The following is a 26885-nucleotide window of genomic DNA, read 5'->3' as shown; positions in this document are numbered from 1 at the left end:
GCCGCCGAACGCACGATGCGCCTCCTCATCATTGAAGACGACCGCGAATCCGCCGACTACCTCGTGAAGGCGTTTCGCGAAGTCGGACACATTGCCGACCACGCCGCCGACGGCGAGGAAGGCCTCGCCATGGCTGAGAACGGCGATTACGACGTGCTGGTGGTCGACCGCATGCTGCCCAAGCGCGACGGCCTGTCGCTGATCGGTGCGCTGCGCGACCAGGACAACACGACGCCGGTGCTGATTCTCTCCGCGCTCGGACAGGTCGACGACCGCATCAAGGGCCTGCGCGCCGGCGGCGACGACTATCTACCAAAACCCTATTCCTTCGCCGAGCTGCTGGCCCGCGTCGAGGTGCTGTCGCGCCGCCGCGGGGGGCCTGCCGAGGACACGCTCTACCGCGTCGGCGATCTCGAGCTCGACCGGCTCTCCCACCGCGTCGCCCGCGGCAAGGACGAGCTGACGCTGCAGCCGCGCGAATTCCGCCTGCTCGAATATCTGATGAAGCATGCCGGCCAGGTGGTGACGCGCACCATGCTGCTCGAGAACGTCTGGGACTATCATTTCGATCCGCAGACCAACGTGATCGACGTGCACATTTCGCGGCTGCGCTCCAAGATCGACAAGGGCTTCGAGCGGCCGCTGCTGCATACGATCCGCGGCGCCGGGTACATGATCCGTGACGGCATTCGGTAAACTCGTCCGCACCACGGCGTTCCGGCTGACGCTGGTCTATCTGCTGCTGTTCGCGATGTTCGCGGCTTCGCTGCTGGCCTATTTCGCCTGGAATACGCGGCGGCTGATCACCGAGGAAATCACGCAGACGGTCAATGCCGAGACCTCGGAAATCAACGAGATCTACGGCCGCGGCGGCATGTTTCGCCTGGTGCGCACGATCGAATACCGCGCGCTGCGCCCGGGCGCCAACCTCTATCTCGTGACGACGCCGACGGGGCAGGCGATCGCCGGCAATGTCGGCTCGCTGGCGCCCGGCGTGATGGCGACGCGGGGCTGGTCGGAGACGGCCTACCGGCGGATCGAGGACGCCGACGACCGCGACCATCGCGCGCTCGTGCGCGTCACCGAACTGGAAAACGGCTTCCGGCTTCTGATCGGCCGCGACCTCGCCGAACGGCGTCGCCTGTTCGGCATCGTCGCCAAGGCGGCGCAATGGTCGATCCTGATCGTCGTCGTGCTCGGTCTCGGCGGCGGCATCTTCGTCGCGCGCCGCGTGCTGAGGCGCATCGACGCGATGACCGGGACCGCGCAGCGCATCATGACCGGCGATCTCAGCGGGCGTCTCCCGGTGGGACGCAGCGGCGACGAGCTCGACCGCCTCGCGGAAAATCTCAATGCCATGCTGGAGCGGATCGAGGCGCTGATGGCCGGCTTGAAGGAAGTCTCCGACAACATCGCCCACGACCTCAAGACGCCGCTGACGCGCTTGCGCAACCGCGCCGAGGAGGCGCTGGCGAAATCGGGCTGCGAAGCCGATTACCGCGCGGCGCTGGAGCGGACCATCGAGGAATCCGACGGATTGATCCGCACCTTCAACGCGCTGCTGATGATCGCGCGCGCGGAGTCAGGGCAGGCGCGCGGCAACATGGATGATTTCGACGCCGCCGAGGTCGCCAACGGCATCCACGAGCTCTACGAGCCACTCGCCGAAGACGACGGCATGACCTTGAAGGTCAAGGCCGAGCCGACGCCGGTTCACGCCAATCGCGAGTTGATCAGCCAGGCGCTCGCCAATCTGGTCGAGAATGCGATCAAATACGGCAAGCCGGTCGGGCAGGCCGGCGGAACCGTGGTCAGTATGGACGCGAGGCCGATCACCATCGAGGCCCGACGCGACGGCGACAAGGTGCTGCTCAGCGTCACCGATCGCGGTCCCGGCATCCCCGAAGCCGACCGCGCACATGCCGTCGAACGATTCGTTCGCCTGGAAGCGAGCCGCACGCTGCCGGGCTCCGGCCTCGGTCTCAGCCTCGCTTCTGCGGTTGCGACATTGCACGGCGGCGAGTTGAGGCTGGGCGACGCCCAACCCGGTCTCGTTGCAACGCTGGCGCTGCCCGCGCGCGCCGGGGCCGGCGACAGGGTTGCTCCGCCAATACCGGATGTGCCACAGAAGGTGGCATGAACCACTCCGCGCCGGGAAACGCGGACAAGCATGGTGAGAGGCTGGCCGCGCGCTTCGCGGAGGCTCCCCATATTGCCGCTTCCACAACCGACGAACGACGTCTTGAAAGCTGGCTGTCCGAGCTCGAGCCGACCCAATCGGCGCGTCTCGAAACGCTGCTGACACATCCCTTCGCCCGGAACATCCTGGCCGGCATCGCGGAATTCTCGCCCTATCTGTTCGATCTGGTGCGCGCCGATGCCTTGCGCCTGATCCGGTTGCTCGAATGCGATCCGGATGCGCATCTGACGGCGCTCATCGCGGAGGCGAGGGGGGCGGTGCTCGCGGCCCCTGACGAGGCCGAGGTGATGCGACTGCTCCGCCGCATGAAGGCTGAGGCCGCGCTCCTGACCGCCTTGTGCGACATCGGCGGGGTCTGGCCGGTGATGCGAGTGACGGCGGCGCTGACCGATGTCGCGGTGTCCTCGGTGCAGGCGGCGCTCCAATACCTGCTGCGGCAGGAAGCCGCACGTGGCAAGATCTCGCCGCCCAATCCCGAGGCGCCCGAGGAGGGCTGCGGCCTGATCGTGCTCGCGATGGGCAAGATGGGGGCAGGCGAGCTGAACTATTCCAGCGATATAGATCTCATCGTGTTCTTCGATCCCGACGAGACAACGCTGGCAGCGGACATCGAGCCGCAGCCGTTCTTTGTCCGGGTCACGCAGGGGATGGCGCGCATCCTGCAGCAGCGCACCTATGACGGCTATGTGTTCCGCGTCGACCTGCGCCTGCGTCCCGATCCATCCTCGACCCAGGTCGCGATCTCCCGTGACGCCGCGCTGAATTATTACGAGCGGGAAGGGCGCACCTGGGAGCGCGCCGCGATGATCAAGGCGCGTGCCTGCGCCGGTGATGCCAGGGCGGGCGAGGCATTGCTCGCCGAGATCGCGCCCTTCGTCTGGCGCAAGCATCTCGATTTCGCCGCCCTCGCCGACGTCCACGACATGAAGCGGCAGATGCAGACCTATCGCGGCCAGAGCGAGGTCGCGGTGGAAGGGCACAACGTCAAGGTCGGCCGCGGTGGCATCCGCGAGATCGAGTTCTTCGCGCAGACCCAGCAATTGATCGCCGGCGGCCGCCATCCGGAATTGCGGGTGCGGCCGACACTCAAGGCGCTCGACATTCTCGCCTCCAGCAATTGGATCACCGTTGCGGCGCGTGACGAGCTGACCATTGCGTACGAATTCCTGCGCCGGGTCGAGCATCGTCTCCAGATGATCGCCGACGAGCAGACCCACGCATTGCCTGAGGACAAGGACGCGGTCGAGCGCTTTGCGCGCTTCTTCGGTTATGCGGATCGCGAGGCCTTCGCGGGCGAGCTGCTGCGACAGCTCAAGATCGTGCAGGGGCACTACGAAAAACTGTTCGAAGGCGACGATCCGACCGGCACGGCAAAGCTGCCGACGCTCGACTACCGTGTGGGTCCCGAGGATCCGCGCCTGCTCCAGCACCTCGCGACGCTCGGATTCAAGAAGCCTGCCGCGGTCGCGCAGACGGTACGCGACTGGATCACCGGCGACTATCGTGTGTTCCGCAATGAGGCGACGCGCAGCGCCTTCGTCGAGTTCGTGCCGGCTCTGATCGACGGCCTTGCCCATGCCGAGGAGCCGGATCGCGCCGTCGTGGCGTTCGATCAATTCCTTGGGGCGCTCCAGCGCGGCGGCCGGCTGATCACCCTGCTCGGCCAGAACCGCGAGCTCGTCGCGCTGGTCGCGCTGGTGCTCGGTGCGGCGCCGCGGCTCGGCGAGATGCTGGCGCGGCAGCCGCAGCTGATGGATGGCCTGATCGATCCGCGCTTCTTCGGCGCCATGCCGGACAGGCAGGAATTGTCGGGACGGTTGGCTGCGACCGTGCAGGACGCCGGCTCATACGAAGAGTTCCTCGATCGGCTGCGCCTGTTCGGGCAGGAGAGCCTGTTCCTGATCGGCACGCGCATTCTCTCCGGCACCGTCTCGGCGCAGCAGGCGAGCACGGCCTTTGCCGACGTCGCCGAAGGAATCGTCCACACCGTGCATGGCCTCGTTGCCGACCGCTTCGCGGCCCAGCATGGCCGGATCAAGGGGCAGGAGACCGCGATCATCGCGATGGGCCGGCTCGGCAGCCGCGAGATGACGGCCTCGTCCGATCTCGACCTGATCCTGCTCTACGATTTCGACAGCGACAATCCGGACTCCGATGGGCCGAAATCGCTGCAGGGCGCGCATTATTTTGCGCGGCTGACCCAGCGCCTGATCAGCGCATTCACGACGCGCACCAATTATGGCGTGCTCTACGAGATCGACATGCGGCTGCGTCCTTCAGGGCGCGCCGGCCCCGTGGCCTCGAGCCTCGTCTCATTCGCGGATTACCAGGCCAACGAGGCCTGGACCTGGGAGCACATGGCGCTGACGCGCGCGCGCGTGGTGTCGGCTTCGCCCGAATTCCGGATGCGGATCGAACGCGTCATCGGCGGCGTCCTGACCCGCCGCCGCGATTCCGCAATCACCGCCAACGACGTCGCCGACATGCGACGCGCGATCGCCCAGGAGAAGGGCGAGGCCGATTGCTGGGATCTCAAACATGCCGCTGGCGGCATGGTCGACATCGATTTCATCGCGCAATATCTCCAGCTCGTGCACGCGCACGATAAGCCGGAGATCCTCGACGTCAGCACGTTGCAGGTGCTCGACAATGCATGCAGGCTCGGCGTCCTCCCGCAATCGGAGACCGAGATATTGCGTGCGGCCGCACGGCTCTATCACGACCTCACGCAGATCCTGCGGCTGTGCGTCAGCGACCGCTTCAAGCCGGAAACCGCGGGCACCGATCTGCAACGCGTGATGGCGCGGGCCGGCGACGCGCCGGATTTCTCGTCGCTGGAGGCGCGCGTGAAGGAGACGCAGAGCGAGGTGAGGCGCGTGTTCAGGGCGCTGCTGGAAGGGACGTTGCCTTCAACGAGCTGAGCGCCTCGCGGACGTCAGGCTCGAGCCCCGCGCCGCCGGCATCGAGATGGGCGAAGATCGCGCGCTTCATCCTGGGATCCCAGAACTTCTTGATGTGCTCGGCAATTCCCGGCACGGCCTTGCCGTGGCCCTGGCTCTCGAAGAACTTGCCGATCTGGTTGGCCATGTAGATCAGGCGGTCAGGCGACATCGGCAACCTCCGTGGCATGGCGACCGACGATCCGGTCACCATGCGAAAACACCTCGAACCCATCCTGGCGGGCAATGGCGATCAGCGTGATGCCTGCGGCTTCCGCGGTACGCACCGCGAGCGCGGTGGGCGCGGACACCGCGATCATCACCGGCGCGCCGATCGCCGCAGTCTTCTGCACCATCTCGACCGAAACACGGCTCGTCAGCAGCACCATGCCGGCGCCTGCGTCGGTGCGGCTGCGCGCGAGGGCGCCTGCGAGCTTGTCCAGCGCGTTGTGGCGGCCGACATCCTCACGCAGCGCGACGATGTGGCCGGCAGGGGACCAGAACGCGGCGGCATGAACCGCGCGGGTCTGCAGATTGATCGATTGCAGCGGCGCGATCGCCTGCATCGCCGTCATGATTTCTTCCGGCGTGAAGCTCTGCCCCTGCGGCACGACCGCAGCGGGTCGCACGGCTTCGGCAATGGACTCGATACCGCAGATGCCGCAGCCGGTGGGACCGGCGACGTGGCGGCGGCGCTCGCTGATGAGTGCCGCGTCATCCGACGCCAGCCACATCCGCAGCTCAATGCCGTCGTCGAGGCGAACAATTTCGAGCGAGCGGATGTCGTCGACCGATTTAACGATGCCTTCGCTCAGGCTGAAGCCGACCGCAAAATCTTCCAGGTTCTGCGGCGTTCCCATCATGACGGCGTAAGTGCCGCCATTATAGGTCAGAGCCAGCGGCGTCTCCTCCGGAATGAACCGCGTTCCTTCGGACGCGACGCCGTTGCGCCAGATTCCGCGATCGATCGCCTGGACAGCTACATGCATGCGGTTACTCCGCGGCCTCGGCCGGCGCGATGCGGCGGGATTGGCGCGCCTGGGCGTCATAGGCCTTCTGCCAGTCGGACGGGCCGTTCGAGGGCGAGACCTCGACCGCCGTCACCTTGTATTCGGGGCAGTTGGTCGCCCAGTCCGAATAGTCGGTCGTGATGACGTTGGCCTGCGTGTCCGGATGGTGGAAGGTGGTGTAGACGACGCCGGGCGCCACGCGATCGGTGATCTCCGCACGCAGCGTGGTCTCGCCGGCGCGGCTCTTCAGCCGCACCCAGTCGCCGTCGCGCACGCCGCGCTGTTCGGCATCGTGCGGATGAATCTCCAACCGGTCCTCGGCATGCCAAACCACGTTCTCGGTGCGCCTCGTCTGCGCGCCGACATTGTACTGGCTGAGGATGCGGCCGGTCGTGAGCAGCAGCGGATAACGCGGGCCGGTGCGCTCGTCGGTCGCGACATATTCGGTGACGACGAACTTGCCCTTGCCGCGGACGAAGCCGTCGATATGCATCACCGGCGTGCCCTCCGGCGCCTTCTCGTTGCAGGGCCACTGCACCGAGCCGAGCTCGTCGAGCTTGGCGTAGGAGACGCCGGAGAAGGTCGGCGTCAGCGCCGCGATCTCGTCCATGATCTCGGAAGGATGGCTGTAGTTCATCTCGAAACCCATCGCCTTGGCAAGGCCGATGGTGACCTCCCAGTCGGCCATGCCGTTCTTCGGGGTCATCACCTTGCGCACGCGCTGGATGCGGCGCTCAGCATTGGTGAAGGTGCCGTCCTTCTCGAGGAAGCTCGAGCCGGGCAGGAAGACATGGGCGTAGTTCGCGGTCTCGTTGAGGAAGAGGTCGTGGACGATGACGCATTCCATCGCGGACAGTGCAGCCACCACGTGCTTGGTGTTGGGATCGGACTGCAGAATGTCCTCGCCCTGCACGTAGATCCCCATGAAGGTGCCCTCGACCGCGGCATCGAACATGTTGGGAATGCGCAGGCCGGGCTCGGGGTTGAGCTTGACGTTCCACAGCGCCTCGAACTGATCGCGCACTGCGTCGCCGGAGATGTGGCGATAGCCGGGCAGCTCGTGCGGGAACGAGCCCATGTCGCAGGAGCCCTGCACGTTGTTCTGGCCGCGTAGCGGGTTCACGCCGACGCCGGGACGGCCGATATTGCCCGTGACCATCGCAAGGTTCGCGATCGCGATCACCGTGGTCGAGCCCTGGCTGTGCTCGGTGACGCCGAGGCCGTAATAGATCGCGCCGTTGCCGCCGGTGGCGTAGGTGCGGGCGGCTTCGCGCAGATCCTTCGGATTGACGCCGGTGAGGATGGCGGTGGCTTCCGGGCTGTTCTTGGGCTGCGCGACAAAGGCCGCCCATTCCTCGAACTCGCTCCAGTCGCAACGCTCGCGCACGAAGGCTTCGTTGACGAGGCCCTCGGTGACGATGACATGCGCCAGCGCGGTCATGACTGCGACGTTGGTGCCGGGCATCAGGGGCAGGTGCAGCGCCTTCACATGCGGCGATTCCACCATCTCGGTGCGGCGCGGATCGATCACGATCAGCTTGGCACCCTGGCGCAGCCGCTTCTTCAGGCGGGACGCGAACACCGGATGAGCGGAGGCCGGATTGGCACCGATCACAAGGACGACGTCGGTGTCCTCGACCGAGTCGAAATCCTGCGTGCCTGCGGAAGTGCCGAAGGTGGTGGCAAGGCCATAGCCGGTCGGCGAGTGGCAGACGCGGGCGCAGGTGTCGACATTGTTGTTGCCGAAGCCGGCGCGGATCAGCTTCTGCACCAGATAGGTCTCTTCATTGGTGCAGCGGGATGAGGTAATGCCGCCGATGGCATCGCGGCCGTATGTCTTCTGGATGCCGCGCATCTTGGCGGCCGCGAACGAGAACGCCTCGCCCCAGGACACTTCGCGCCAGGGATCCTCGATCCGTTCACGGATCATCGGATTGAGGATGCGTTCGCCGTGGTTGGTGTAGCCCCAGGCGAAGCGGCCCTTGACGCAGGAATGGCCGCGATTGGCCTTGCCGTCCTTGTACGGCACCATGCGCACGACTTCCTCGCCGCGCATCTCGGCCTTGAAGGTGCAGCCGACGCCGCAATAGGCGCAGGTGGTGACGACGGAGTGCTCGGGCTGGCCGATTTCGATCACCGACTTTTCGGTCAGCGTTGCGGTCGGGCAGGCCTGCACGCAGGCGCCGCAGGAGACGCATTCCGAGCCGAGGAAGCTTTCGCTCATGCCCGGCGAGACGCGGCTGTCGAAGCCACGGCCGGAGATGGTCAGCGCGAAGGTGCCTTGCACCTCCTCGCAAGCGCGGACGCAGCGCGAGCAGACGATGCACTTGGAGGGATCATAGGTGAAATAGGGATTGGACTCGTCCTTCGGCATCCAATGGTCGTTGTCGCAGCCGTGGCTTTTGCCAGGTGTCTTGGCGAAGACGTGGTTTTCGCCCTCATAGCCGTAGCGCACGTCGCGTAGGCCCACGGCGCCGGCCATGTCCTGCAACTCGCAATCGCCATTGGCACCGCAGGTGAGGCAATCGAGCGGATGGTCGGAGATGTAGAGCTCCATCACACCCTTGCGAAGCTTCTTCAGCCGCTCGCTCTGGGTATGGACGACGAGGCCGGGCATCACCGGCGTGGTGCAGGATGCCGGCGTGCCGGCGCGGCCCTCGATCTCGACGAGGCAGAGACGGCAGGAGCCGAACGCGTCGACCATGTCGGTGGCGCAGAGTTTTGGGATCTGGTGGCCCGCGTCCATCGCGGCCCGCATGATCGAAGTGCCCTCGGGCACCGTGACCTCATTGCCGTCGATGGTCAGCGTTACCATCGTTTCCGATTTGGAAGCCGGCGTGCCGAAGTCGATTTCTTCGATCAGAGACATTGTCGTTCTCCTATTCCGCGGCCTGAAGCGTGGTCGGCGCCGGAATGAAATCCTCCCGGAAGTGCTTCAATGCGCTGAGCACGGGGTAGGGCGTGAAGCCGCCGAGTGCGCAGAGCGAGCCGAATTTCATGGTGTTGCAGAGGTCCTCGACCAGCGCGATGTTTTCATGGACGCGCTCGCCGTTGATGATCTTCTCGATGGTCTCGACGCCGCGGGTCGAGCCGATCCGGCACGGCGTGCACTTGCCGCAGGATTCGACGGCGCAGAATTCCATGGCAAAGCGCGCCTGCCTGCGCATGTCGACGCTGTCGTCGAACACGACGATGCCGCCATGGCCGATCAGGCCATCGCGCGCTGCGAAGGCCTCGTAGTCGAACGGCGTGTCGAACAGGGCACGGGGGAAATAGGCCCCTAACGGACCGCCGACCTGCACGGCGCGGACCGGCCGGCCCGTGAACGTGCCGCCACCGATGTCGTCGACGAGCTCGCCGAGCGTCACGCCGAAAGCGGTTTCATACAGCCCGCCATAGCGGATGTTGCCGGCGAGCTGGATCGGCATCGTGCCGCGCGAGCGGCCCATGCCGAAATCCGCATAGGCATTGGCACCCTCGGCGAGGATGAAGGGGACGGCCGCGAACGACAGCACGTTGTTGATGACGGTCGGCTTGCCGAACAGGCCGTGATGCGCCGGCAGCGGCGGCTTGGCCCGCACGATGCCGCGGCGGCCTTCGAGGCTCTCCAGCAGCGAAGTTTCCTCGCCGCAGACGTAAGCACCGGCGCCGACCCGGACTTCGAGGTCGAAGCTGTGGGTGGATCCGCCGATCTTGTCGCCGAGATAACCGCCGCGCTTGGCAGCCCGGATCGCAGCGTTCATCGCTTCGACCGCATGCGGATATTCGCTGCGGATGTAGATGTAGCCCTTGGTCGCGCCGACGGTGATGCCGGCGATGGTCATGCCCTCGATCACCAGGAAGGGATCGCCTTCCATGATCATGCGGTCGGCGAAAGTGCCGCTGTCGCCTTCGTCGGCGTTGCAGACGATGAACTTACGGTCGGCCTTGGCCTGCGTGACCGTCTTCCATTTGATGCCGGTCGGGAAGCCGGCGCCACCGCGGCCGCGCAGGCCCGAGGCCGTGACTTCGTTGAGGATCGCATCCGAGCCGAGTGACAGCGCGCGCTCCAGCCCCTTGTAGCCGCCATGGGCGCGGTAGTCGTCGAGCGAACGCGGGTCGATCACGCCGCAACGGGCGAAGGTGAGGCGGGTCTGGCGCTTCAACCAAGGAATCTCGTCGGTCGCCCCCAACCGCAGCAGATGTGGCGTGTTGCTCGCGAGCGCGTCGAGCAGGGAGGGCACATCGGCTTCAGTAACCGGGCCGAAAGCGATCCGGCCCTGTGGCGTCGCCACCTCGACCAGCGGCTCCAGCCAGTACATGCCGCGCGAGCCGGTCCTGACGATCTCGACTGCAATTCCGCGCCCGGCTGCTGCCTGCTCAAGCGCCAGCGCAACCTGATCAGCACCAACGGCGATCGCGCCGGCGTCGCGTGAGACGAACAGACGCAAGCTCATCGCTGTGCCTCCACAATCAACGCATCAAGGCGCTTCTGATCGAGCCTGCCGATGAGGCGGCCGTCGAGCATTGCGGACGGGGCGGTGGCGCACAGGCCGAGGCAGTAGATCGGCTCCAGCGTGACACGATCGTCGGCCGTCGTGTTGCCGAGCGACACGCCGAGTTTTGCTTCGGCGCGCGCCGCCAAGGCATCGCCGCCCGCGGCCTGGCAAGCCTCCGCGCGGCAGAGCTTCAGCACGTGGCGGCCGGCCGGCTTGTGGCGGAAATCATGATAGAACGTGAATACGCCGTGGACTTCGGCGCGCGACAGGTTGAGCGCCTGCGCGACCATGGGAATGGCGGCCTCCGGCACGTAGCCGAACGCCTCCTGCAGCGCGTGCAAGATGACGAGCGTCGCGCCCTCCTGGTTGGCGTGCTCGGCGATGATTTCGGCGCCGCGCGTCTCGTTCCAAGGCTCAAAAACCGCTGTCATTCTTCGTTCTCAACCAGAGCGTTTCCTTGGGCGCAAACTAGTTGGAATCATTCGAAGATCAATAAAGCTGTCCCGTGCTGCGATTGCGAATTCGGATCGATTTGCAACCGCAATCGACCGATACGAATTGGTAATGGAAGTTGGATCGGCTGCCGGTTTTTGCGTGTTGGCGCAGGCCCGGCGTGCTAGCTTGCATGCCACGATGGAATTCGAGGGGACGGCCGGTTGATCGACAAACTTGAACTATTGCTGGCGCTGGCGAAGGAGCGGCATTTCGGACGCGCGGCGGAGGTCTGCGGCGTGACGCAACCGACGATGTCGACCGGGCTCAAGCAGCTCGAGGAGATTCTCGGCGTGATGCTGGTGCAGCGCGGCTCCCGTTTCCAGGGGTTCACCCCGGAAGGCGAGCGGGCGCTCGACTGGGCGCGGCGGATCGTGGGTGATGCCCGCGCGATGCGTGACGAGATCAACGGGCTGAAGCATCAGCTCTCCGGCGAGATCCGCATCGCGGCGATCCCGACCGTGCTCGGCATGGTCGCCGCGCTGACGACGCCATTTCGCGCAAGGCATCCCGAGGTGCGTTTCAGCATCCGCTCAACGACCTCATCGGAGGTGCTGGGATTGCTCGAAAATCTCGAGGTCGATGCGGGGCTGACCTATATCGAGAACGAGCCGATCGGCAAGGTGCGGACCATTCCGCTCTACAACGAGAGCTATCGTTTGCTGACGTCGCCGGACGGAATGTTTGGCGATCGCGAGACGGTAACCTGGAAGGAGGTCGGGCAGGTGCCGCTATGCTTGCTGACGCCCGACATGCAGAACCGCCGCATCATCGACCGCGCGCTGCGTTCGGTCGGCGCGGAGGCGACGCCGACGCTGACCTCGAATTCGCTGCTGGTGCTGTTCACGCATGTGAAGACGGGGCGCTGGGCGAGCGTGATGCCGGCCAAGCTCGCCGAGACGCTCGGCCTGTCCGACACGGTGCGCTCGATCCCGATCACCGATCCCGACGTCAATTACAGCATCGGCATGGTGATCCCGCAGCGCGATCCGATGACGCCGCTGATCGCAGCGCTGGTCAATGTCGCGCGGGAAGTCGCGCCGTCGCTGCAGCTGTAGGGATCACGCCGCCGCCGAAATCCCAGACGCCGCCTTGATCGCGTCGCGCGGCAGGGTCACGCGGACGACGGTGCCGACCTCGATCTTGGAGCGCAGCCGCATCGAGCCGCCGTGGAGCTGCGCCAGCGAGCGGGCGATCGCAAGGCCGAGGCCCGAGCCGTGATAGGTCTTGGTGAGCTGGCTCTCCACCTGCTCGAACGGGCGGCCAAGCCGCGCCAGCGAATGCGGCGCGATGCCGATGCCGGTGTCGGCGATCATCAGCACGATCCGGTCGTCGAGTTGCCGGCTGCGCACCACGACGCGTCCGCCGTCCGGCGTGAATTTCACGGCGTTGGAGAGCAGGTTGACGATGATCTGCTTGGTGGCGCGGCGGTCGGCAACGACGGAGATGGATTTTGCGATGTCGGCATCGAGCGTAATGTGCTTGTCCTGAGCCCGGCCGGTGACGACCCGTAAGGATTCCGCCAGCGTCCGCGACAGGTCGAGCTCTTCCATGTCGAGCTTCATGCGACCCGCCTCGATCTTGGACATGTCGAGGATGTCGTTGATGACCTCGAGCAGATAGTGGCCGCTGGTCAGAATGTCCTGGCAGTATTCCTGGTACTTTTCGCTGCCGAGCTCGCCGAACATGCCCGAGCCCATGATCTCGGAGAAGCCGATGATGGCGTTGAGCGGCGTGCGCAGCTCGTGGCTCATATTGGCGAGGAATTTCGACTTGGTCTGGTTGGCTTCCTCGGCGCGGGTCTTCTCGCGTTGGTACTTCTCGGCGAGGTCGGCAAGCTCGACCGCCTGGCGCTCCAGGGCCGCCTGCGAGCGCTTCAGGTCGATGACGGTGGCGCGCAGGCGCAGATCGTTGTCGACCAGCTTCTGCTCGTGCTCCTTGATGCGGGTGATGTCGGTGCCGACCGAGACGTAGCCGCCGTCCTTGGTGCGGCGCTCGCTGATGTGCAGCCAGCTGCCATCGTCGAGCTGCGCCTCGAAGGTGCGCGCGCCGGGGCCTTGGGCAGCGGTCTCGTTGTGGCGGGTGCGCACCTCCGGCATGCGGCCGACCTCGAGCACGGTCTCGTAGGAGGTGCCGGGGATCACGGCGGTGTCGGGCAGCTTGTGCAGGCGCTGGAAGTGCGAGTTGCAGAGCACGAGGCGGTCGCTCGCGTCCCACAGCACGAAGGCTTCCGGGATGGTCTCGATCGCGTCGCGCAGACGGAGGTCGGCTTCCACGGTCCTCTCGGCGAGGCTCTTCTGTTCGGTGATGTCGACGGCGATCCCGATCAGGTGCACGCTGGAATCGGTCGCCCCGCGCGTCTTCTCGCAGCGGACGCGGAGCCAGATCCAGTGGCCGTCGACATGCTGCATCCGGAAGGTCTGGTCGATGTGGTCGATCTTCTCGGAGATGAGCTGGTCGGCGATCGCGAACAGGTCGATGTCGTCGGACTTCACCAGCGCGTTGACCTCGCCGAAGGTGAGGAGCTCGTTGCGGCCATCGAGGCCCAGCATCGAGAACATCGACTGCGACCAGAAGATCCGGCCGCGCGACAGGTCCCAGTCCCACAGGCCGCAACGGCCGCGGTTGAGCGCGGTGTCGATCCGGCCGCGCACGGCGTCGTTGATGAGGTCGCCTTCGCGGGCGCGGGTGGACTGCCAGTGGAAGGCGAAGCCCAGGATCAGGACGACGAATCCGGTGGTCGCCGACAGCGTCACCGAGAGCGCGGCGTCCGAGCCCCAGATCGGCTCGTTGCGCTCCTGGATCACGGTGACGAAGCCGGGCAGCGACTTGATCTGCCGCGAGGTCGCCATCGCGGCATTGCCGCTCGGCAGCGTCATGTCGGAGACGTTGCCGTCGCGCGTCGGCGCTGCGAGCAATTGTGCGGTCGTGATGGCATCGAGCAGGCGGTCGTTGCCGGAAGGGTCACTGTCGACCGGAACGCGGGCGAGGAGACGGCGATCGACGCCGGCCGAGGTGACGATGACGTGGCGGCCCGAGGCCGTGCCCCAGGACGGGATCATATCCGGCAACAGCGCCGGCAGGCTCTCGATGTTCTTGAGCCGCTCCTGACGGGCGGAGGTCAGGCGGTCGATGCGTTCGGCGAGCAGGTCGGCCAGCGCCGAGATGTCGTGCCGGATCACCAGCCGCTTCTGACGCGTCTGATCGACGACCTGCACGAACGCGCCGAGGCAGATCGTGATCAGGAACGCGATGATGAGCGTCGGCACGGCGCGACGAAGCGCCGGCTCTGCAATCAAGAGCCGATGATAGGCAGGTTTCGCGATCGATTGCGCCAATCCCTTGATCGAATCGGATTGGACGCACGCGTTCGCGGCGTCTGCACGCGACATGCCTTCGGCCCCCTAAAAACCTGCTTGCAACTGAAGTTCGGAGGCAGCCCCACATCGCTTCCGAATCACAGCGATTTGAATCCAGTTTTCGCGGGGTGTCGAGAGTCAATGAATCGTTAACGCGAAATTATTCTTATCCCACGCGCAGTTTGCGCATCGCGCGTCCGCAAACGCACGGGCGCGAGGAGTCCGAAACGAGAACGTGTGACTCCTCGCACGCTCTCCGTCACGCACGCGGCGGTTCGGCGTGGCTGATCACGCGCTTCACGCTCGGGAACGCGCGCCGCAGCGCGCGCTCGATGGCGTCGACGTGCTCGTGCACCTTGATCACGCTCATCGACGGCGCGGCGCGGCAGTGGAAATTGACGATCTCGCCGGCGTCGGTGTTGCGGACGCGCACATTATGGATGTCGTGGATCTCGCCGCCGGCGGCATATTCGGTCAGCGCGGCGGCGATGGCCTGGACGCGTTCCGGCGCGGCATCGACCCCGAACGGCAGTTCCGGTTCCAGCGGCTCGATGTGGACGTCGACCTCGACGTCCTCGCCGAACTCCTCCTGGATGTTGCGCTCCAGCGTGTTGGCGACTTCGTGGGCGGCCTCTAACTGCATCCCGGCGTCGACCTCGAGGTCGATGCTGACGATCAGCTTGGCGCCGAGATCGTGCACCGTGACGTGGTGGACGGCGAGGCCCGAATTGCGCGCGATGACCATGATGCGGTCGCGCACGGTCTCGTTGTCGCGTGCGACGGGAACGGCGGTGAAGGAGAGGTCGGTGTCGCCGAACGCCTTGGCGACGGCGGCTTGCGCGTTGTGCTTGATGTCCTCGACGCGGTCGATCGGATAGGTCCGCGGCACCTTGACGATGGTGTCGATGAACGTGGTCGCCCCGACCATGCGCACCCGCAGCCGCTCCACGTCGATCACGCCCGGGACGCTTCGGATCGCGGCCGTAGCCTTCTCCTGCGCGCCCTCCGGGGCGCGGTCGACCAGCGTCTGCACGGTCGAGCCGGCCATGCGCAGGCCGAGAGCTGCGATCATCACGGCGACCGCGGCGGCCGCCGCGGCATCGCCCCACCAGAAGCCGAGGGCGGCGAGGATCAGGCCGATGATCACGGCGAAGGAGCCCATCACGTCGGAGGCGAAATGCAGCGCGTCGGCGGCGAGCGCCTGGCTCCTGGTCTCGCGCGCGGCGCGATGCAGGGCGCGGGCGCGCCAGAGATTGACGACGATGTCGATCACCAGCACGACGAAGGGCACGGCCGAAATGGTCGGCGGCGGTGTTCCCTCGCGCAGCCGGCTGTAGGCCTCGACCAGGATGCCGCCGGCGAGCACGTAGAGCAGGGCAGTAACGCCGAGCGCAGAGACGCTCTCCAGCTTGCCGTGGCCGTAATGGTGCTCCTCATCGGCCGGCTTGTCCGACACCCGCACCACCGCCCAGGTGATGATGGTCGCGACCAGGTCGATCGAGGAGTGCAGCGCCTCGGAGATCAGCGCGAGGGAGCCGATCGCGATGCCGACCGCGAACTTGGCCGCCGCCATGCCGCCGCTGGCGAAGATCGAGATCGCGGCGACCGAGGTTTTGTTGTGCTGGGAGGTCATGGCGGGGATTTAGCAGCCCGGGGGTGAACATCAAGCGGCGATCCACAGCTGTTGTCGCTAGTGATTTGCAGGAGCGATCCGGTCTTGCTCCGGCCTCGTAGGGTGGGCAAAGGCGCGTTGGCGCCGTGCCCACCATTCGTCCGTGATGGATACAGATCGTGGGCACGCTTCGCTTTGCCCACCCTACGGGACCGCTGTCGGCGCTCTACGGCACCGTCACCACGATCTTCCCCAAATGCTTGTTCGCCTCCATGTGCTCGAACGCCTGGTCGATGTCGTCGAATGCGAACACCCGGTCGATCGGCAGCTGCAGTTTTCGCGACTCCACCGCGCCCCAGATGTCCTTCCTGACCTCCTCGAAGATCTCGCGGACCTCCTCGATGGTGCGGGTGCGGAAGGTGACGCCGACATAGTCGATGCGGCGCGCGGCGTGCAGGTCGAAGTTGAAATCGGCATGGGTGCCGCCGAGCCGGCCGACATTGACGATGCGGCCCTTCACTTTGGTCGCCGCAAGGTTCTGGCTCGCGACCTTGCCCGAGACCTGGTCGACGATGAGGTCGACGCCTTCACCGTTCGTCGCCTTCAGCACCTCGTCGACCCATTTCGGATCGGAGCTGTCGACGGCGAGGTCGGCGCCGTACTCCTTCAGCCGGCCGCGGCGCGTGGCGTCGGTCGACGAGCCGATCACGAGCTTTGCGCCCTTGAGTTTTGCAATCTGCATCGCCATCAGGCCGACACCGGAGCTGGCGCCCTGGATCAGCACGCTCTGGCCCGCCTGCACGCCACCGACGGTGACGACGGCGTTGTGCATGGTCGCGAGCGCGACGGGCAGGGTGGCGGCTTCCTCGAAGTTCATGTTCGAGGGCGCGCGGAACAGCCGGCCGTGATCGGCGAGTGTGTACTCGGCAAATGCCGCGCCGCCCGAGCCCATGATGCGGTCGCCGATCTTGACGCCCTTGGCATCCGGCCCGAGCTCGGCGACCTCGCCGGCCCATTCCATGCCGAGCACGGTGCCGGCGCCGCCGGCCGCGCCGTGGGCGTGCCCCTTGCGCATGCCGGTGTCGGCGCGGTTGAGCCCGCAGGCGCGGACGCGCACCAGCACCTGCGTGCCTTTCGGCTTTGGTTGAGCGACGTCGGAAATCCTAGCGCCCTCAGGGCCGTAGACGTAAGCCTTCATGGATTGCTCTCGCTTCTTGCGGTGATTATTCGGCGGCTTCGCGTTGCGGCTGAACGATCATGCCCTCGAGCCGGCTACGGATGATCGCTTCCGCCTCGCGCACGATGCGGGAGATGAGCTCGGCGCAGGTCGGGATGTCCTGGATCAGGCCCTGCACCTGGCCGGCCGACCAGATGCCTTCGTCGGAATTCCCGGTCGCATAGACCATCTTGCCGCGGGCACCGGCGACGAGGTCGCGGATGTCCTCGAACTTGGCGCCTTCCTTCTCCATCGCGACGACCTTGGTCGAGATCTCGTTCTTGGCGACGCGCGAGGTGTTGCGCATGGTGCGGAAGATCAGCTCGGTCTCGCGCTCGTCATTGGCGACGATTCTCTCCTTGATGAGCTGGTGGATCGGGCTTTCGCTGGTCGCCATGAAGCGCGTGCCCATGTTGATGCCGTCGGCGCCCAGCGCCAGCGCGGCGACGAGGCCGCGGGCGTCGGCAAAGCCACCCGAGGCGATCATCGGGATCTTGATCCTGTTGGCGGCGGCGGGGATCAGGATCAGGCCGGGCGTATCATCCTCGCCGGGATGGCCGGCGCATTCGAAGCCGTCGATCGAGATGGCGTCCACGCCCATGCGCTCGGCCGAGAGCGCATGGCGGACGCTGGTGCATTTGTGCACGACCTTGACGCCGTGCTTCCTGAACTCGTCGACATGCTCCTGCGGCTTGTTGCCGGCGGTCTCGACCACCTTGATGCCGCTCTCGATGATGGCGGCGCGGTATTCGGCATAGGGCGGCGGCTTGATCGCGGGCAGGATGGTGAGGTTGACGCCGAACGGCTTGTCGGTGAGGTCGCGGCAACGCGCGATCTCCTTGGTCAGATCCTCCGGCGTCGGCTGGGTCAGCGCCGTGATGAAGCCGAGCGCGCCGGCATTGGCAACGGCGGCGACCAGCTCGGCGCGGCCGACCCATTGCATGCCGCCCTGGACGATCGGGTGCTCGACGCCGACGAGTTTCGTGAACCGTGTCTGCAACATGACGTGTGTGTCCCCCTGGGATGGCCCGCAGGCTCTGTTGTCGGTTGATGGCGCAAGGATGCCGCCCGGGTCGGGAAATGTCTATTGCGCGGGCGTGCGGTGGGGGCGGGGCGATCATGCGGGCGGTGGGGATGATTCCGCGGGGCGGATAATTTTGTTCCGTCATCCCCGCGCAACCGCGAAGCGGTTGTCGCTGGAGGTGCGAGCTGCACGGTGCGAAGCAAGGTGCAGCAAGCCTCGAAGGATGAACGGCCACGCTGCGAAAGCCGGGCTGTCGCCCTTCGAGGCTTGCTCGGTGGCGCGATGCGCCCCTGAGCGCGCACCTCAGGGACGATCATAGATTTGGACCCGCGGCAATAAGCAGTTTGTGCTCGTCGCAGACACACCTTCGCGCTCTCGCGGCATCTGCGCCCGAGCTTTGCTTCGTCGCGTTGCCCTCATGAAAGACAAGGGCGCAGGGAAGGCCGGGCGCCGGCTGGCACCCGTAAGTCCGTGCGCGAAAAAGATGCACACGGGGTGGACCACAGGTGAGCCGAACGCCCGGCCTTCCCTGCGCGATGGTTTACGGCGTACTTCGTGCTCTCCCCGGGGAGCGATGCACTATTGCCCCCGTCGCCTTGCGGATGATTGATGCGCGCACCGGTTGGCCGCCACATCACCGCAGGACTTGACGCACAGACCCCGGGCGTCAGGACCACACGACTTGACCGTCCGCGCACGTCTTCGCATGTCGCTTCGAGTGCTGGCGCGTGCTCACGCCCGAAGCCATGCGAAGACGCTGTCGGCGCCGGGTCGTATGCGCGAAGCGCTTTGCTCACGGTTTCCCGCCCTGCAATGCTGCTCGCGCCCGACGCCGTCGCGTCCATCGCACCCCGGCCCGCGGTTCGTGACGATCGCGATCCGCCCCTTGTCTCGGGCCAGGGTGGCTTGTGTGTACGACAAATCCGAATTTCGGTAAAGTGGAATATTTTGGCGGGCGGGGATTGACAAGCACAGTGGAGAAATTGGCGGGTGTTTTGCCCGACGGGCGAGGGCGCTCCGAACGTGTCGGAGCGCTATGCGCACCGCTGCGTCAACCACCGTCATTGCGAGCGCAGCGACTTGTCCGCCGAAGCCTTTGGCGAAGGCGGAAGCAATCCAGAATCCCTCCGCGGAAACACTCTGGATTGCTTCGCAAGGGCTTGCCTCGCAATGACGCCGGAGGTGACGGCGGCGGGTTCGTAGCCCGGATGGAGCGTAGCGCAATCCGGGGCCTGTGCGACGAGCGAAGGCGGTCCCGGATTTCGCTTTCGCTCCATCCGGGCTACGAGGCCGCCGCTACAGGGCAGCTACTCCGCCGACAGCCGCACCATCTGGCGGCCGCCGTTCATGTCCTTGAGGCTGTTGACGAAGTTTTCCGGGCGCTGCCAGCGATACGGGACCTTCAGGCCCATGAACTCGGCGATGTCGCCGATGAAGCCGGTGCAGTTGGTGGTCTCGGCGTTCCAGACCGGCGAGCTCGCCTGCAGTTTCTTGATGTAGGCGAACACGCGCTTGGCGTCGGCCTCGTTCAGATAGACGCGGTAGCTCGCGGTCAGATATTCCGGATCGAGATCGCCGTAGCTCGCACCGGTCTCCGACGGCACGAAGGTGATGTGGCCGAGCACGTAAGCCAGCGTGTCGCCGGCGGGCGTGAGGCCTGCGACCTCGACCGCCTTCTCGCTGGTCTTGCCGTACCAGACGAAGGCATGGCCCCAGCTCGCGGCCGTGCGGGCGCGGAAGTCGACGTAATAGGGACCCTTCTCCACACGCGCGACGGAGCGCCGCGCCGCTTGCGGCTGAGGCCGCGATGTGGAGTCGGTCGTGGCAAGCGCGTTGGCGTCAGCAACGCGCTTGTTCGCTTCGTGGGCCGAGGCCGAGGGCGTCGTACACGCGATCATGGCCGCGAGGGCGAACCCCGCAAGGATGCAGGGTCCCGATCGATCAGGTTTGTTCGTCACGCTGTGCCCCTCGACTGTCGGCCGCTTACGCTAGTCTTGCTTGCGTTTCAGTAACGCGCAGCGACCGGGCCGGGCGCCTTGCCGATCGGGGCCTTTCCAACCGGGCTCTTGCCAATCGGCATCTTGCCGATCGGCGCCTGCTCGGCCGGATAGACCGGCACGGGCTGGCGGCGCGGCAGATCCGCAGCGTTCGCAGCCGTCACCAGAGCAAGCGTGGCACCCAGAGCAATTACAATCTTCTTCACAGCGATACCCCTAGAAGGTTTGGTCCAAACACGGCAGTGCCGTGCCCCCCAGACACGCCTCACAGAAGGGCGGCGGAATGCGACGACAGTGCGGCACCCCCGCGACATGTTGGCGGCATATCTCTGACGCGCGCAGATGTGATGTGTCTGGATGTTTCGGAGTGCGGACCGCGGTGCCGTAGCCCGGAAGAGCGTAGCGATATCCGGGGTGCTTTGCGGGTCGTCCGTCCCGGATGTCGCTTGGCTCATCCGGACTGCGGCGCCGTGCGCGCTATCATTTCCCGAGGAAGTTCGAGCGCATCTTGTCGGCGAACCAGACCGCGAAGATCGCACCGAACGCGAGAGCAAAGTACAGAGCTGTCCACAAAAGTGCATTACCTGCATTCGTCATGGCATCCTCCCTGGCGTCAGAAATTGACTGCCGGGAAGGATAAGGCGGCCGTGCTGGCGCGATTTGCGCCGGATCAATTTTGCCGCGCTGCAGCGAGAATAAGTGAGTAGCCCGCACGAGCGTAGCGCATGCGGGACCAAGCGAAGAGCCGTCCCGGATGTCGCTGCGCTCATCCGGACTACGGGACGGTGTTCGCGGCTACAGCCGAAACTCGTTGGTGAGCTCGCCGATGCCGTCGATCGCGACGGTGACGGTGTTGACCGGCTCCTTCATCACGCCGACGCCGACCGAGGTGCCGACGGCGATGAGGTCGCCGGGGAGCAGGGTCATGTCGTGGGAGATCTTGCTGACCAGCTGCTGCGCCGAGAAGATCATGTCGGAGATCGGGTAGTTCTGCCGCTCCGCGCCGTTGAGGATGGTGCGGACGGTCAGCTTGGCCGGATCGAGGCCGGTTGCGATGACGGGACCGAACGGGCCGTAATCGTCGATGCCCTTGGCGCGGGCCCATTGCGGGAAGGTAGGGTCGCTGGTCAGGATGTCGTTGGCGGTGATGTCGTTGACGCAGGTGTAACCGAAGATGAAGCTGTTGGCTTCGCTGGGGGAGACACGCGCGCAGGTCTTGCCGATGACGATGCCGAGCTCGCCTTCATAGGTGGTCTTGCCGTCGTAATAGGAGGGACGGCGGATCACGGCGCCCGGCGTCGTGATGGTGGTGGTGGCCTTGAGCAGATAAAGCGGCTCCGGCGGTTCGGGCTGGTTCAGCTTGGCGGCGAGCGCGTGGAAATTATTCCAGAGCGCGACGATCTTGCTGGGCGCGCAAGGCGCCAGCAGCTCGACCTCCGACAGCGCCAGGATCTTGCCGGTCGCGGTGTTGCGGCCGAACATCTCGCCCTCGTGCACGCTGATGCCCGATGACGTCAGCGTGCCGAAACCGGTCGCGCCATTATTCCGGAAGCGCAGCCACTGCTTCATCTCGCCCGCCATCACGCCACCGCCAGTGCGCGGGGATCTGACGGCGTCGAAACGCCGTCATAGAGCCCGGCGATGCGGGCGCGCTGGGTCACCATCGCCAGCACCGAATCGAGCGCGGGCGTCGCGATGCCGGTGAGGCGGCCCATCTCCTGCACCACGGTGACGAGCGGGTCGATCTCCATCGGGCGGCCGCGCTCGAGATCCTGGAGCATCGAGGTCTTGTGCGCGCCGACCTTGCGGGCGCCCTCGATGCGGCGCTCGACGTCGACGCGGAACTTGACACCGAAGGTCTCGGCGATCGCTTGTGTCTCCACCATGATCGCGCGCGACAGCGCTCGGGTAGACGGATCGGTGCAGATCACGTCGAGCGTTGCATGGGTCAACGCGCTGATCGGGTTGAAGCAGACATTGCCCCACAGCTTGAGCCAGATCTCGTCGCGGATGCGGTCGAGCACCGGCGCCTTCAGCCCGGCCGCGACGAACAGATCCGCGAGGCGCTGCACGTCGCTGGTGATCTCGCCGGAGGGCTCGCCGAGCGGGAAGTTGTTGCCGTAGACGTGGCGGATCACGCCGGGCGCCTCGATCTCGGTGGCGGGATAGACGATGCAGCCGATGGCGCGCTCGGCGCCGATTTCGCGCCACTGCCGCCCGCCGGGGTCGATGCTCTCCAGCGTCGAATTCTCGTATTGGCCGCCGTGCTTGTAGAAGTACCAATAGGGGATGCCGTTGACGGCGGTGACGATGCGGGTGTGCGGCCCGAGCAGCGGCTGCATCTTCTCGATCACGCCGGTGATGGAATGGGCCTTCAGCGTGATGATGATGTAGTCCTGCGCGCCGAGCTCGGCGGGATCGTCGGTGCAGCGCGGATGCACGGTGTGCTTCTCCTCGCCCGCGAGCAGCGTCAGGCCGCGCTCGCGCATTGCGGCAAGGTGCGCGCCGCGCGCGATGAGGCTGACATCGGCGCCTGCGCGCGCAAGCTGAACCCCGAGATATCCGCCGATTGCGCCGGCGCCGTAGATGCAGATCTTCATGAAATCCTCGCGGGAGACCGGAATTTTGGGACGAAAGATCCGGTCCGGCTCGAACGCGTCCGAGCCGGCCGGTAGTCACAGGGGAAGAGTGCGTCGCTTCAGGCTGCCGCTTGCGGCTTGCCGTTGATGGCCTCGTCCATGGCAGCTGCGATGTCGCGCATGCTGATGACGGAGACGAGGCTGTAATCGTCGATGACAGGCAAATGGCGGATGTGATGCCGGTTCATCAGATGCCGGACCTGCTCGATCGTATCGCTGGAGCTGCAGGACACCAGCTGCTGCACCGAGACGAGCTGCGAGACCTTGACGTTGACGGCGTTCGCGCCGTGCTCGGCGACGGCGCGCACCACGTCGCGCTCGGTGAACATGCCGACGGCGGTATTACCCTCGGAGCGGACCACGTCCTTGACCACGAGAGCGCTGATGTTGTTGGCGCGCATCAGCTTGGCGGCGATACCTACCGTTTCGTTCATTCGCACCGTGACAACGCGCGGCGTCTTCTTGCGCAGAATGTCTCCGACCAGCATTGCAACCTCCCTGGGTGAATGTTGCGAGAAGTGTGGTATACATAATGCCAATCGTCAAGCGCTGGTTTGGGCGATCCGAAAAATCTTGCGACAGTAATACTGACGTTTGCCGTGCGCGAAAAAGAAAAGGGGCGCATCGCTGCGCCCCTTGGTCGATCCCTGCAATGTAAGTGGCGGCTACGCCGTCTCGGTCTTTGCAGTGGTCTTGGCGCTGCCGGTTGCGATGTTCGCGCTCTCGACTTCCTTGCCGAGGATGAAGGAGCGGCGCATCGGCTTGATCACGAACAGCGCCGTCAGCGCCGCCGTCGCGTTCAAGGCGACGGCGACCACGAACACGGCCTTCCAGCCGTAGGTCGCCGAGATCACGCTGGCGAGCGGGACGAGCAGGGAGGCGGTGCCCTTCGCGGTGTAGAGCATGCCGTTGTTGGTGGTCGCGAATTTCGAGCCGAAGGTGTCGCCGCAGGTCGCGGGGAACAGCGAGTAGATCTCGCCGAACACGCCGAAATACACCGCGGTCGCGAGCACGAACACGACCGGGACATGGCCGTAAGCCGACAGCGTCAGCAGCATCAGCGCCGCGGTGCCGAAGGCGATGAACATGGTGTGCTCGCGGCCGATCGTGTCGGAGACCCAGCCGAAGAAGGGGCGTCCGAAGCCGTCGAGGATGCGGTCGAGCGAGATCGCGAAGGTCAGTGCCGCCATCTGGAAGCCGGCCAGCGTGACCGGGGTGTCGGCGATCTTGAAGTCGTGCGCGATCGGGCCGATCTGCGCCGCTGTCATCAGGCCGCCGGATGCGACCATGACGAAGACGAGATACATCACCCAGAAAATAGGGCTGCGCAGCACCTGCGGCGGGGTGAAGTCGATCTTGGTCTGCGGCAGGTTGAGCTGCTTCTTCTTCGGCGGGATCGAGAGCCGCGGCGGCTGGATGAAGAAGGCGAGCACGAACACGATCACGCCCTGGCCGATGCCGAAGGTGAAGAAGGCGTGCTGATAGCCGCTCGATGCGATCATGGTTGCGATCGGCACGATGGTGAGCGCGGCGCCGGCGCCGAAGCCGGCCGCGGTCGCGCCGGCGGCAAGGCCCCGGCGGTCGGGAAACCATTTCAGCGCGTTGCCGACGCAGGTGCCGTACACCGCGCCCGCGCCCATGCCGCCGATGATCGCGGCCGCGTAGAGCAAAGTGAGACTGTCGGCATAGGAGTTGAGAATCCAGGACAGCGCGATCATCACGCCGCCGAACATGACGACGATGCGCGGGCCGTATTTGTCGACGAACCAGGCTTCGATCGGCACCAGCCAGGTCTCGGTGACGACGAAGACGGTGAAGGCGAGCTGGATCGCGGCGCGTCCCCAGTGGTGGGCCGCATCGATCGGATCGACGAACAGCGTCCAGCCATATTGCAAATTGGCGATCATCGCCATGCAGACGATGCCCATGACGAGCTGGAGCCAACGGAAACCGGTGCGAAGAGGCGCGGCCGTGACGGCGCCGTCCGTGCTGGAAATCATCAAGAAACCTCCCAACGCGCCTGATTGATCGCGACTTTGGATGGCAAGATGACCCAGTGTCGCAAATGTTGTGGCTTATCGTCGCAAGCGCGGCACGGAGCTTGGTATACCATATTCCAGAATGCAAGCCCTAACTGCGGCGGATTGTCACAAATCTGCGGTTCCATTGGAGGGGAACGGCGCTGCAAGACGTCGCCAAAACGAAAACGCCCGGCCGTGAGGCCGGGCGTCTGCTTGATGAAGAGCTGTGATGGAGCGTGTCAGATGGTCGATTTGGCCACCACGACCTTGCGCCAGGGCTTGAGCACCGCGATCGCCAGCAGCGAAGCCAGGATGTTGGCACCGGCCGCGATGATGAACACGCTGTCCCACGTGCCCGACGACTGCTGCATGTAGTTGCCGATCGGGACCAGCAGCGCGGCGGTGCCCTTCGCGGTGTAGAGCAGGCCGGCATTGGTGGTCGCGAACTTGGCGCCGAACGTGTCGGTGCAGGTCGAGGGGAACAGCGAGTAGATCTCACCCCAGGCGAAGAACACGAAGCCCGAGAGCAGCACGAACCAGATCGGATCGTGGCCCCAGAGGTAGAGCATCCAGATGCCGAAACCTTCCATGCCGAAGGCGATGAACATCGTGTTCTCGCGGCCGATCATGTCGGAGATCCAGCCGAAGAACGGACGCGTCAGGCCGTTGAGCACGCGGTCGATGGTGGCCGCGAACGTCACTGCCGTCATCGTCACCGCCATCAGCGTGACCGGCACGTTGTCGACCTTCCAGTCGGCCGCGATGGGCTTCAGGTTGGCCGTCACCATCAAGCCGCCGGCGCCGACGATCACGAACATGAAGTACATCAGCCAGAAGATCGGCTGACGCAGCACCTCGGTCGGCTGGTAGTTGCGCCGGGTCTGCAGCAGGTTGGCATTGGCCACCACGGTCGGCACCTGGCCTGCTTTCGGCGCGAGCAGGAAGAAGGCGAGGATGCAGATGATGATGCCCTGTCCGAGGCCGAAATAGAGGAAGGTGGTCTGGAATCCACTGTCCTTGATCATGGCCTGGATCGGCGCGACGGTGAGCGCGGAGCCCGCACCGAAGCCCGCGGCGGTGATACCCGCGGCAAGACCGCGCTTGTCCGGAAACCACTTCAGCGCGTTGCCGACGCAGGTGCCGTAGACGCCGCCGGCGCCGATGCCGGCGATGATCATGCCGAGATAGTAGCCGTTGAGCGAGGTGGCCTGGGCGTTGATCGCCCAGCCGATGGCGCAGAGCACGCCGCCAACCAGCACGACGATGCGCGGACCGTATTTGTCGACGAACCATCCTTCGACCGGGACCAGCCAGGTCTCAAACAGGACGAAGAGTGTAAAGGCCCATTGGATCGACGCGCGATCCCAGCCGAACTTCTTCTGGATGTCAGGGACGAAGAACGTCCAGCCGTACTGATAATTGGCGATCATCACCATCGCGGCGACGCCAACTGCCAACTGCGTCCAGCGATAGGCGTCGCTGACGCGCGCGACGCTTGGGGCCGCTGTTGACTGCACCATGTCTGTCATAAAAAACCCTCCCGAAGGCGCCGATCATTTTTATGCGTGCGCTGGCCGCATCCTGGTATTCATTATGCCAAGATTCAAGCGAAGGACTGGAGGGTGCGGCGAAATATCGCGGCTTTATCACATGCGCCATGGCCGGGCGATTGTAAAGCCCAATTCGCTTTCGGCCTGCGATCAACGCATTGATTTCGTGAGAAGTCTTCCCCGTTGCGGCGAAGCCGCAAGCAGCTGGTGGGAACCTACGCATCCACAATTTTCAGCTTCTGGGTCGGTCGAGCGCGCGGCCCCCTCGCACATCGGTGCGCGGCTATGCCGTGACTGCTGCGTCGTGGAATTCTGTATTCCAGAAGTTCGGCCGCATGGCCGGGTTCA

General features: G+C 65.4%; 20 protein-coding genes. 4 read left to right on the top strand and 16 right to left on the bottom strand.

Annotated features, from left to right (window positions below; all coding sequences use genetic code 11):
* The first annotated feature begins 15 nt into the window (after positions 1–15).
* Genes BM190_RS16125 through BM190_RS16115 form a run of 3 tightly spaced genes read left to right on the top strand, consistent with a single transcriptional unit; the run spans position 16 to position 5121 of the window.
* Complete coding sequence (locus BM190_RS16125; protein ID WP_038947105.1) at positions 16–696, top strand: response regulator transcription factor; 681 nt, start codon at positions 16–18, stop codon at positions 694–696.
* Entirely contained in the window at positions 680–2140 is a 1461-nt protein-coding gene (locus BM190_RS16120; protein ID WP_092256474.1) for a sensor histidine kinase, read from the top strand. Before BM190_RS16125 ends, BM190_RS16120 begins: the two co-directional genes overlap by 17 nt.
* Positions 2137–5121, top strand: coding sequence for a bifunctional [glutamine synthetase] adenylyltransferase/[glutamine synthetase]-adenylyl-L-tyrosine phosphorylase (locus tag BM190_RS16115; RefSeq protein WP_092256471.1), 2985 nt, complete (start codon positions 2137–2139; stop codon positions 5119–5121). Before BM190_RS16120 ends, BM190_RS16115 begins: the two co-directional genes overlap by 4 nt.
* Here BM190_RS16115 and BM190_RS16110 read toward each other — a convergent pair.
* Genes BM190_RS16110 through BM190_RS16090 form a run of 5 tightly spaced genes read right to left on the bottom strand, consistent with a single transcriptional unit; the run spans position 5081 to position 11058 of the window.
* Positions 5081–5311, bottom strand: a complete 231-nt coding sequence (locus tag BM190_RS16110) for a formate dehydrogenase subunit delta (protein ID WP_018315834.1) — start codon at positions 5309–5311, stop codon at positions 5081–5083. The genes BM190_RS16115 and BM190_RS16110 overlap by 41 nt on opposite strands.
* Positions 5301–6128 (bottom strand): formate dehydrogenase accessory sulfurtransferase FdhD, encoded by an 828-nt coding sequence (fdhD, locus tag BM190_RS16105; RefSeq protein ID WP_018315835.1) that lies wholly within the window; start codon positions 6126–6128, stop codon positions 5301–5303. Before fdhD ends, BM190_RS16110 begins: the two co-directional genes overlap by 11 nt.
* A 4-nt stretch (positions 6129–6132) precedes the next feature.
* Entirely contained in the window at positions 6133–9018 is a 2886-nt protein-coding gene (gene fdhF, locus BM190_RS16100; RefSeq protein WP_092256468.1) for a formate dehydrogenase subunit alpha, read from the bottom strand.
* A gap of 10 nt (positions 9019–9028) precedes the next feature.
* Positions 9029–10585, bottom strand: a complete 1557-nt coding sequence (locus BM190_RS16095; protein ID WP_092256465.1) for a formate dehydrogenase beta subunit — start codon at positions 10583–10585, stop codon at positions 9029–9031.
* Complete coding sequence (locus tag BM190_RS16090; protein WP_018315838.1) at positions 10582–11058, bottom strand: formate dehydrogenase subunit gamma; 477 nt, start codon at positions 11056–11058, stop codon at positions 10582–10584. The genes BM190_RS16095 and BM190_RS16090 overlap by 4 nt, the downstream gene beginning before the upstream one ends.
* 225 nt (positions 11059–11283) lie before the next feature.
* On the opposite strand from BM190_RS16090, the gene BM190_RS16085 reads away from it, so the two are divergent.
* Positions 11284–12177, top strand: coding sequence for a LysR family transcriptional regulator (locus BM190_RS16085; RefSeq protein ID WP_018315839.1), 894 nt, complete (start codon positions 11284–11286; stop codon positions 12175–12177).
* Positions 12178–12180: 3 nt separating this feature from the next.
* On the opposite strand, the gene BM190_RS16080 is transcribed toward BM190_RS16085, so the two are convergent.
* From BM190_RS16080 to oxlT (BM190_RS16020), 11 genes are all read right to left on the bottom strand, one after another.
* Positions 12181–14511: a PAS domain-containing sensor histidine kinase gene (locus tag BM190_RS16080; protein ID WP_092256462.1), complete on the bottom strand. Its 2331-nt coding sequence runs from the start codon at positions 14509–14511 to the stop codon at positions 12181–12183.
* A 226-nt stretch (positions 14512–14737) separates the two neighbouring features.
* A complete protein-coding gene (locus tag BM190_RS16075; protein WP_092256459.1) occupies positions 14738–16111 on the bottom strand; it encodes a cation-efflux pump in 1374 nt (457 codons plus the stop codon).
* A gap of 205 nt (positions 16112–16316) precedes the next feature.
* Positions 16317–17288, bottom strand: coding sequence for a quinone oxidoreductase family protein (locus BM190_RS16070; RefSeq protein ID WP_092256456.1), 972 nt, complete (start codon positions 17286–17288; stop codon positions 16317–16319).
* A 25-nt stretch (positions 17289–17313) separates the two neighbouring features.
* Entirely contained in the window at positions 17314–18309 is a 996-nt protein-coding gene (locus BM190_RS16065) for an NAD(P)H-dependent flavin oxidoreductase (RefSeq protein ID WP_092256453.1), read from the bottom strand.
* 1328 nt (positions 18310–19637) lie between these two features.
* On the bottom strand, positions 19638–20288 hold the full coding sequence (locus BM190_RS16050) for a hypothetical protein (RefSeq protein WP_092256450.1): 651 nt from the start codon (positions 20286–20288) through the stop codon (positions 19638–19640).
* Positions 20289–20335: 47 nt separating this feature from the next.
* A complete protein-coding gene (locus BM190_RS16045) occupies positions 20336–20533 on the bottom strand; it encodes a hypothetical protein (RefSeq protein ID WP_018315845.1) in 198 nt (65 codons plus the stop codon).
* Between the two features lie 589 nt (positions 20534–21122).
* Positions 21123–21896, bottom strand: a complete 774-nt coding sequence (locus BM190_RS16040; RefSeq protein ID WP_177237102.1) for a fumarylacetoacetate hydrolase family protein — start codon at positions 21894–21896, stop codon at positions 21123–21125.
* Between the two features lie 11 nt (positions 21897–21907).
* On the bottom strand, positions 21908–22927 hold the full coding sequence (locus BM190_RS16035) for a 2-dehydropantoate 2-reductase (protein ID WP_092256444.1): 1020 nt from the start codon (positions 22925–22927) through the stop codon (positions 21908–21910).
* A gap of 98 nt (positions 22928–23025) precedes the next feature.
* Positions 23026–23454: a CBS domain-containing protein gene (locus BM190_RS16030; protein ID WP_018315849.1), complete on the bottom strand. Its 429-nt coding sequence runs from the start codon at positions 23452–23454 to the stop codon at positions 23026–23028.
* A gap of 177 nt (positions 23455–23631) precedes the next feature.
* The gene (gene oxlT, locus BM190_RS16025; protein ID WP_092256441.1) at positions 23632–24966 is read right to left on the bottom strand and encodes an oxalate/formate MFS antiporter; all 1335 of its coding nucleotides are present in this window, start codon (positions 24964–24966) and stop codon (positions 23632–23634) included.
* A gap of 260 nt (positions 24967–25226) precedes the next feature.
* Positions 25227–26516: an oxalate/formate MFS antiporter gene (gene oxlT / locus BM190_RS16020; protein WP_026201561.1), complete on the bottom strand. Its 1290-nt coding sequence runs from the start codon at positions 26514–26516 to the stop codon at positions 25227–25229.
* Positions 26517–26885: the final 369 nt, after the last annotated feature.

Origin of the sequence: Bradyrhizobium sp. Rc3b (assembly GCF_900114915.1) — a bacterium.
GTDB lineage: Bacteria > Pseudomonadota > Alphaproteobacteria > Rhizobiales > Xanthobacteraceae > Bradyrhizobium.
This window is presented reverse-complemented; position numbering and strand designations above follow the sequence as displayed.

Bases quoted from the DNA above. Each gene is read 5' to 3' on its own strand.
- BM190_RS16075 (WP_092256459.1), bottom strand. From the start codon at position 16,111: ATGACCTCCCAGCACAACAAAACCTCGGTCGCCGCGATCTCGATCTTC.
- BM190_RS16095 (WP_092256465.1), bottom strand. From the start codon at position 10,585: ATGAGCTTGCGTCTGTTCGTCTCACGCGACGCCGGCGCGATCGCCGTT.
- BM190_RS16070 (WP_092256456.1), bottom strand. From the start codon at position 17,288: ATGAAGGCTTACGTCTACGGCCCTGAGGGCGCTAGGATTTCCGACGTC.
- BM190_RS16030 (WP_018315849.1), bottom strand. From the start codon at position 23,454: ATGCTGGTCGGAGACATTCTGCGCAAGAAGACGCCGCGCGTTGTCACG.
- oxlT (WP_026201561.1), bottom strand. From the start codon at position 26,516: ATGACAGACATGGTGCAGTCAACAGCGGCCCCAAGCGTCGCGCGCGTC.
- fdhF (WP_092256468.1), bottom strand. From the start codon at position 9,018: ATGTCTCTGATCGAAGAAATCGACTTCGGCACGCCGGCTTCCAAATCG.
- BM190_RS16080 (WP_092256462.1), bottom strand. From the start codon at position 14,511: ATGTCGCGTGCAGACGCCGCGAACGCGTGCGTCCAATCCGATTCGATC.
- oxlT (WP_092256441.1), bottom strand. From the start codon at position 24,966: ATGATTTCCAGCACGGACGGCGCCGTCACGGCCGCGCCTCTTCGCACC.
- BM190_RS16065 (WP_092256453.1), bottom strand. From the start codon at position 18,309: ATGTTGCAGACACGGTTCACGAAACTCGTCGGCGTCGAGCACCCGATC.
- BM190_RS16090 (WP_018315838.1), bottom strand. From the start codon at position 11,058: ATGACAGCGGTTTTTGAGCCTTGGAACGAGACGCGCGGCGCCGAAATC.
- BM190_RS16125 (WP_038947105.1), top strand. From the start codon at position 16: ATGCGCCTCCTCATCATTGAAGACGACCGCGAATCCGCCGACTACCTC.
- fdhD (WP_018315835.1), bottom strand. From the start codon at position 6,128: ATGCATGTAGCTGTCCAGGCGATCGATCGCGGAATCTGGCGCAACGGC.
- BM190_RS16110 (WP_018315834.1), bottom strand. From the start codon at position 5,311: ATGTCGCCTGACCGCCTGATCTACATGGCCAACCAGATCGGCAAGTTC.
- BM190_RS16115 (WP_092256471.1), top strand. From the start codon at position 2,137: ATGAACCACTCCGCGCCGGGAAACGCGGACAAGCATGGTGAGAGGCTG.
- BM190_RS16035 (WP_092256444.1), bottom strand. From the start codon at position 22,927: ATGAAGATCTGCATCTACGGCGCCGGCGCAATCGGCGGATATCTCGGG.
- BM190_RS16040 (WP_177237102.1), bottom strand. From the start codon at position 21,896: ATGAAGCAGTGGCTGCGCTTCCGGAATAATGGCGCGACCGGTTTCGGC.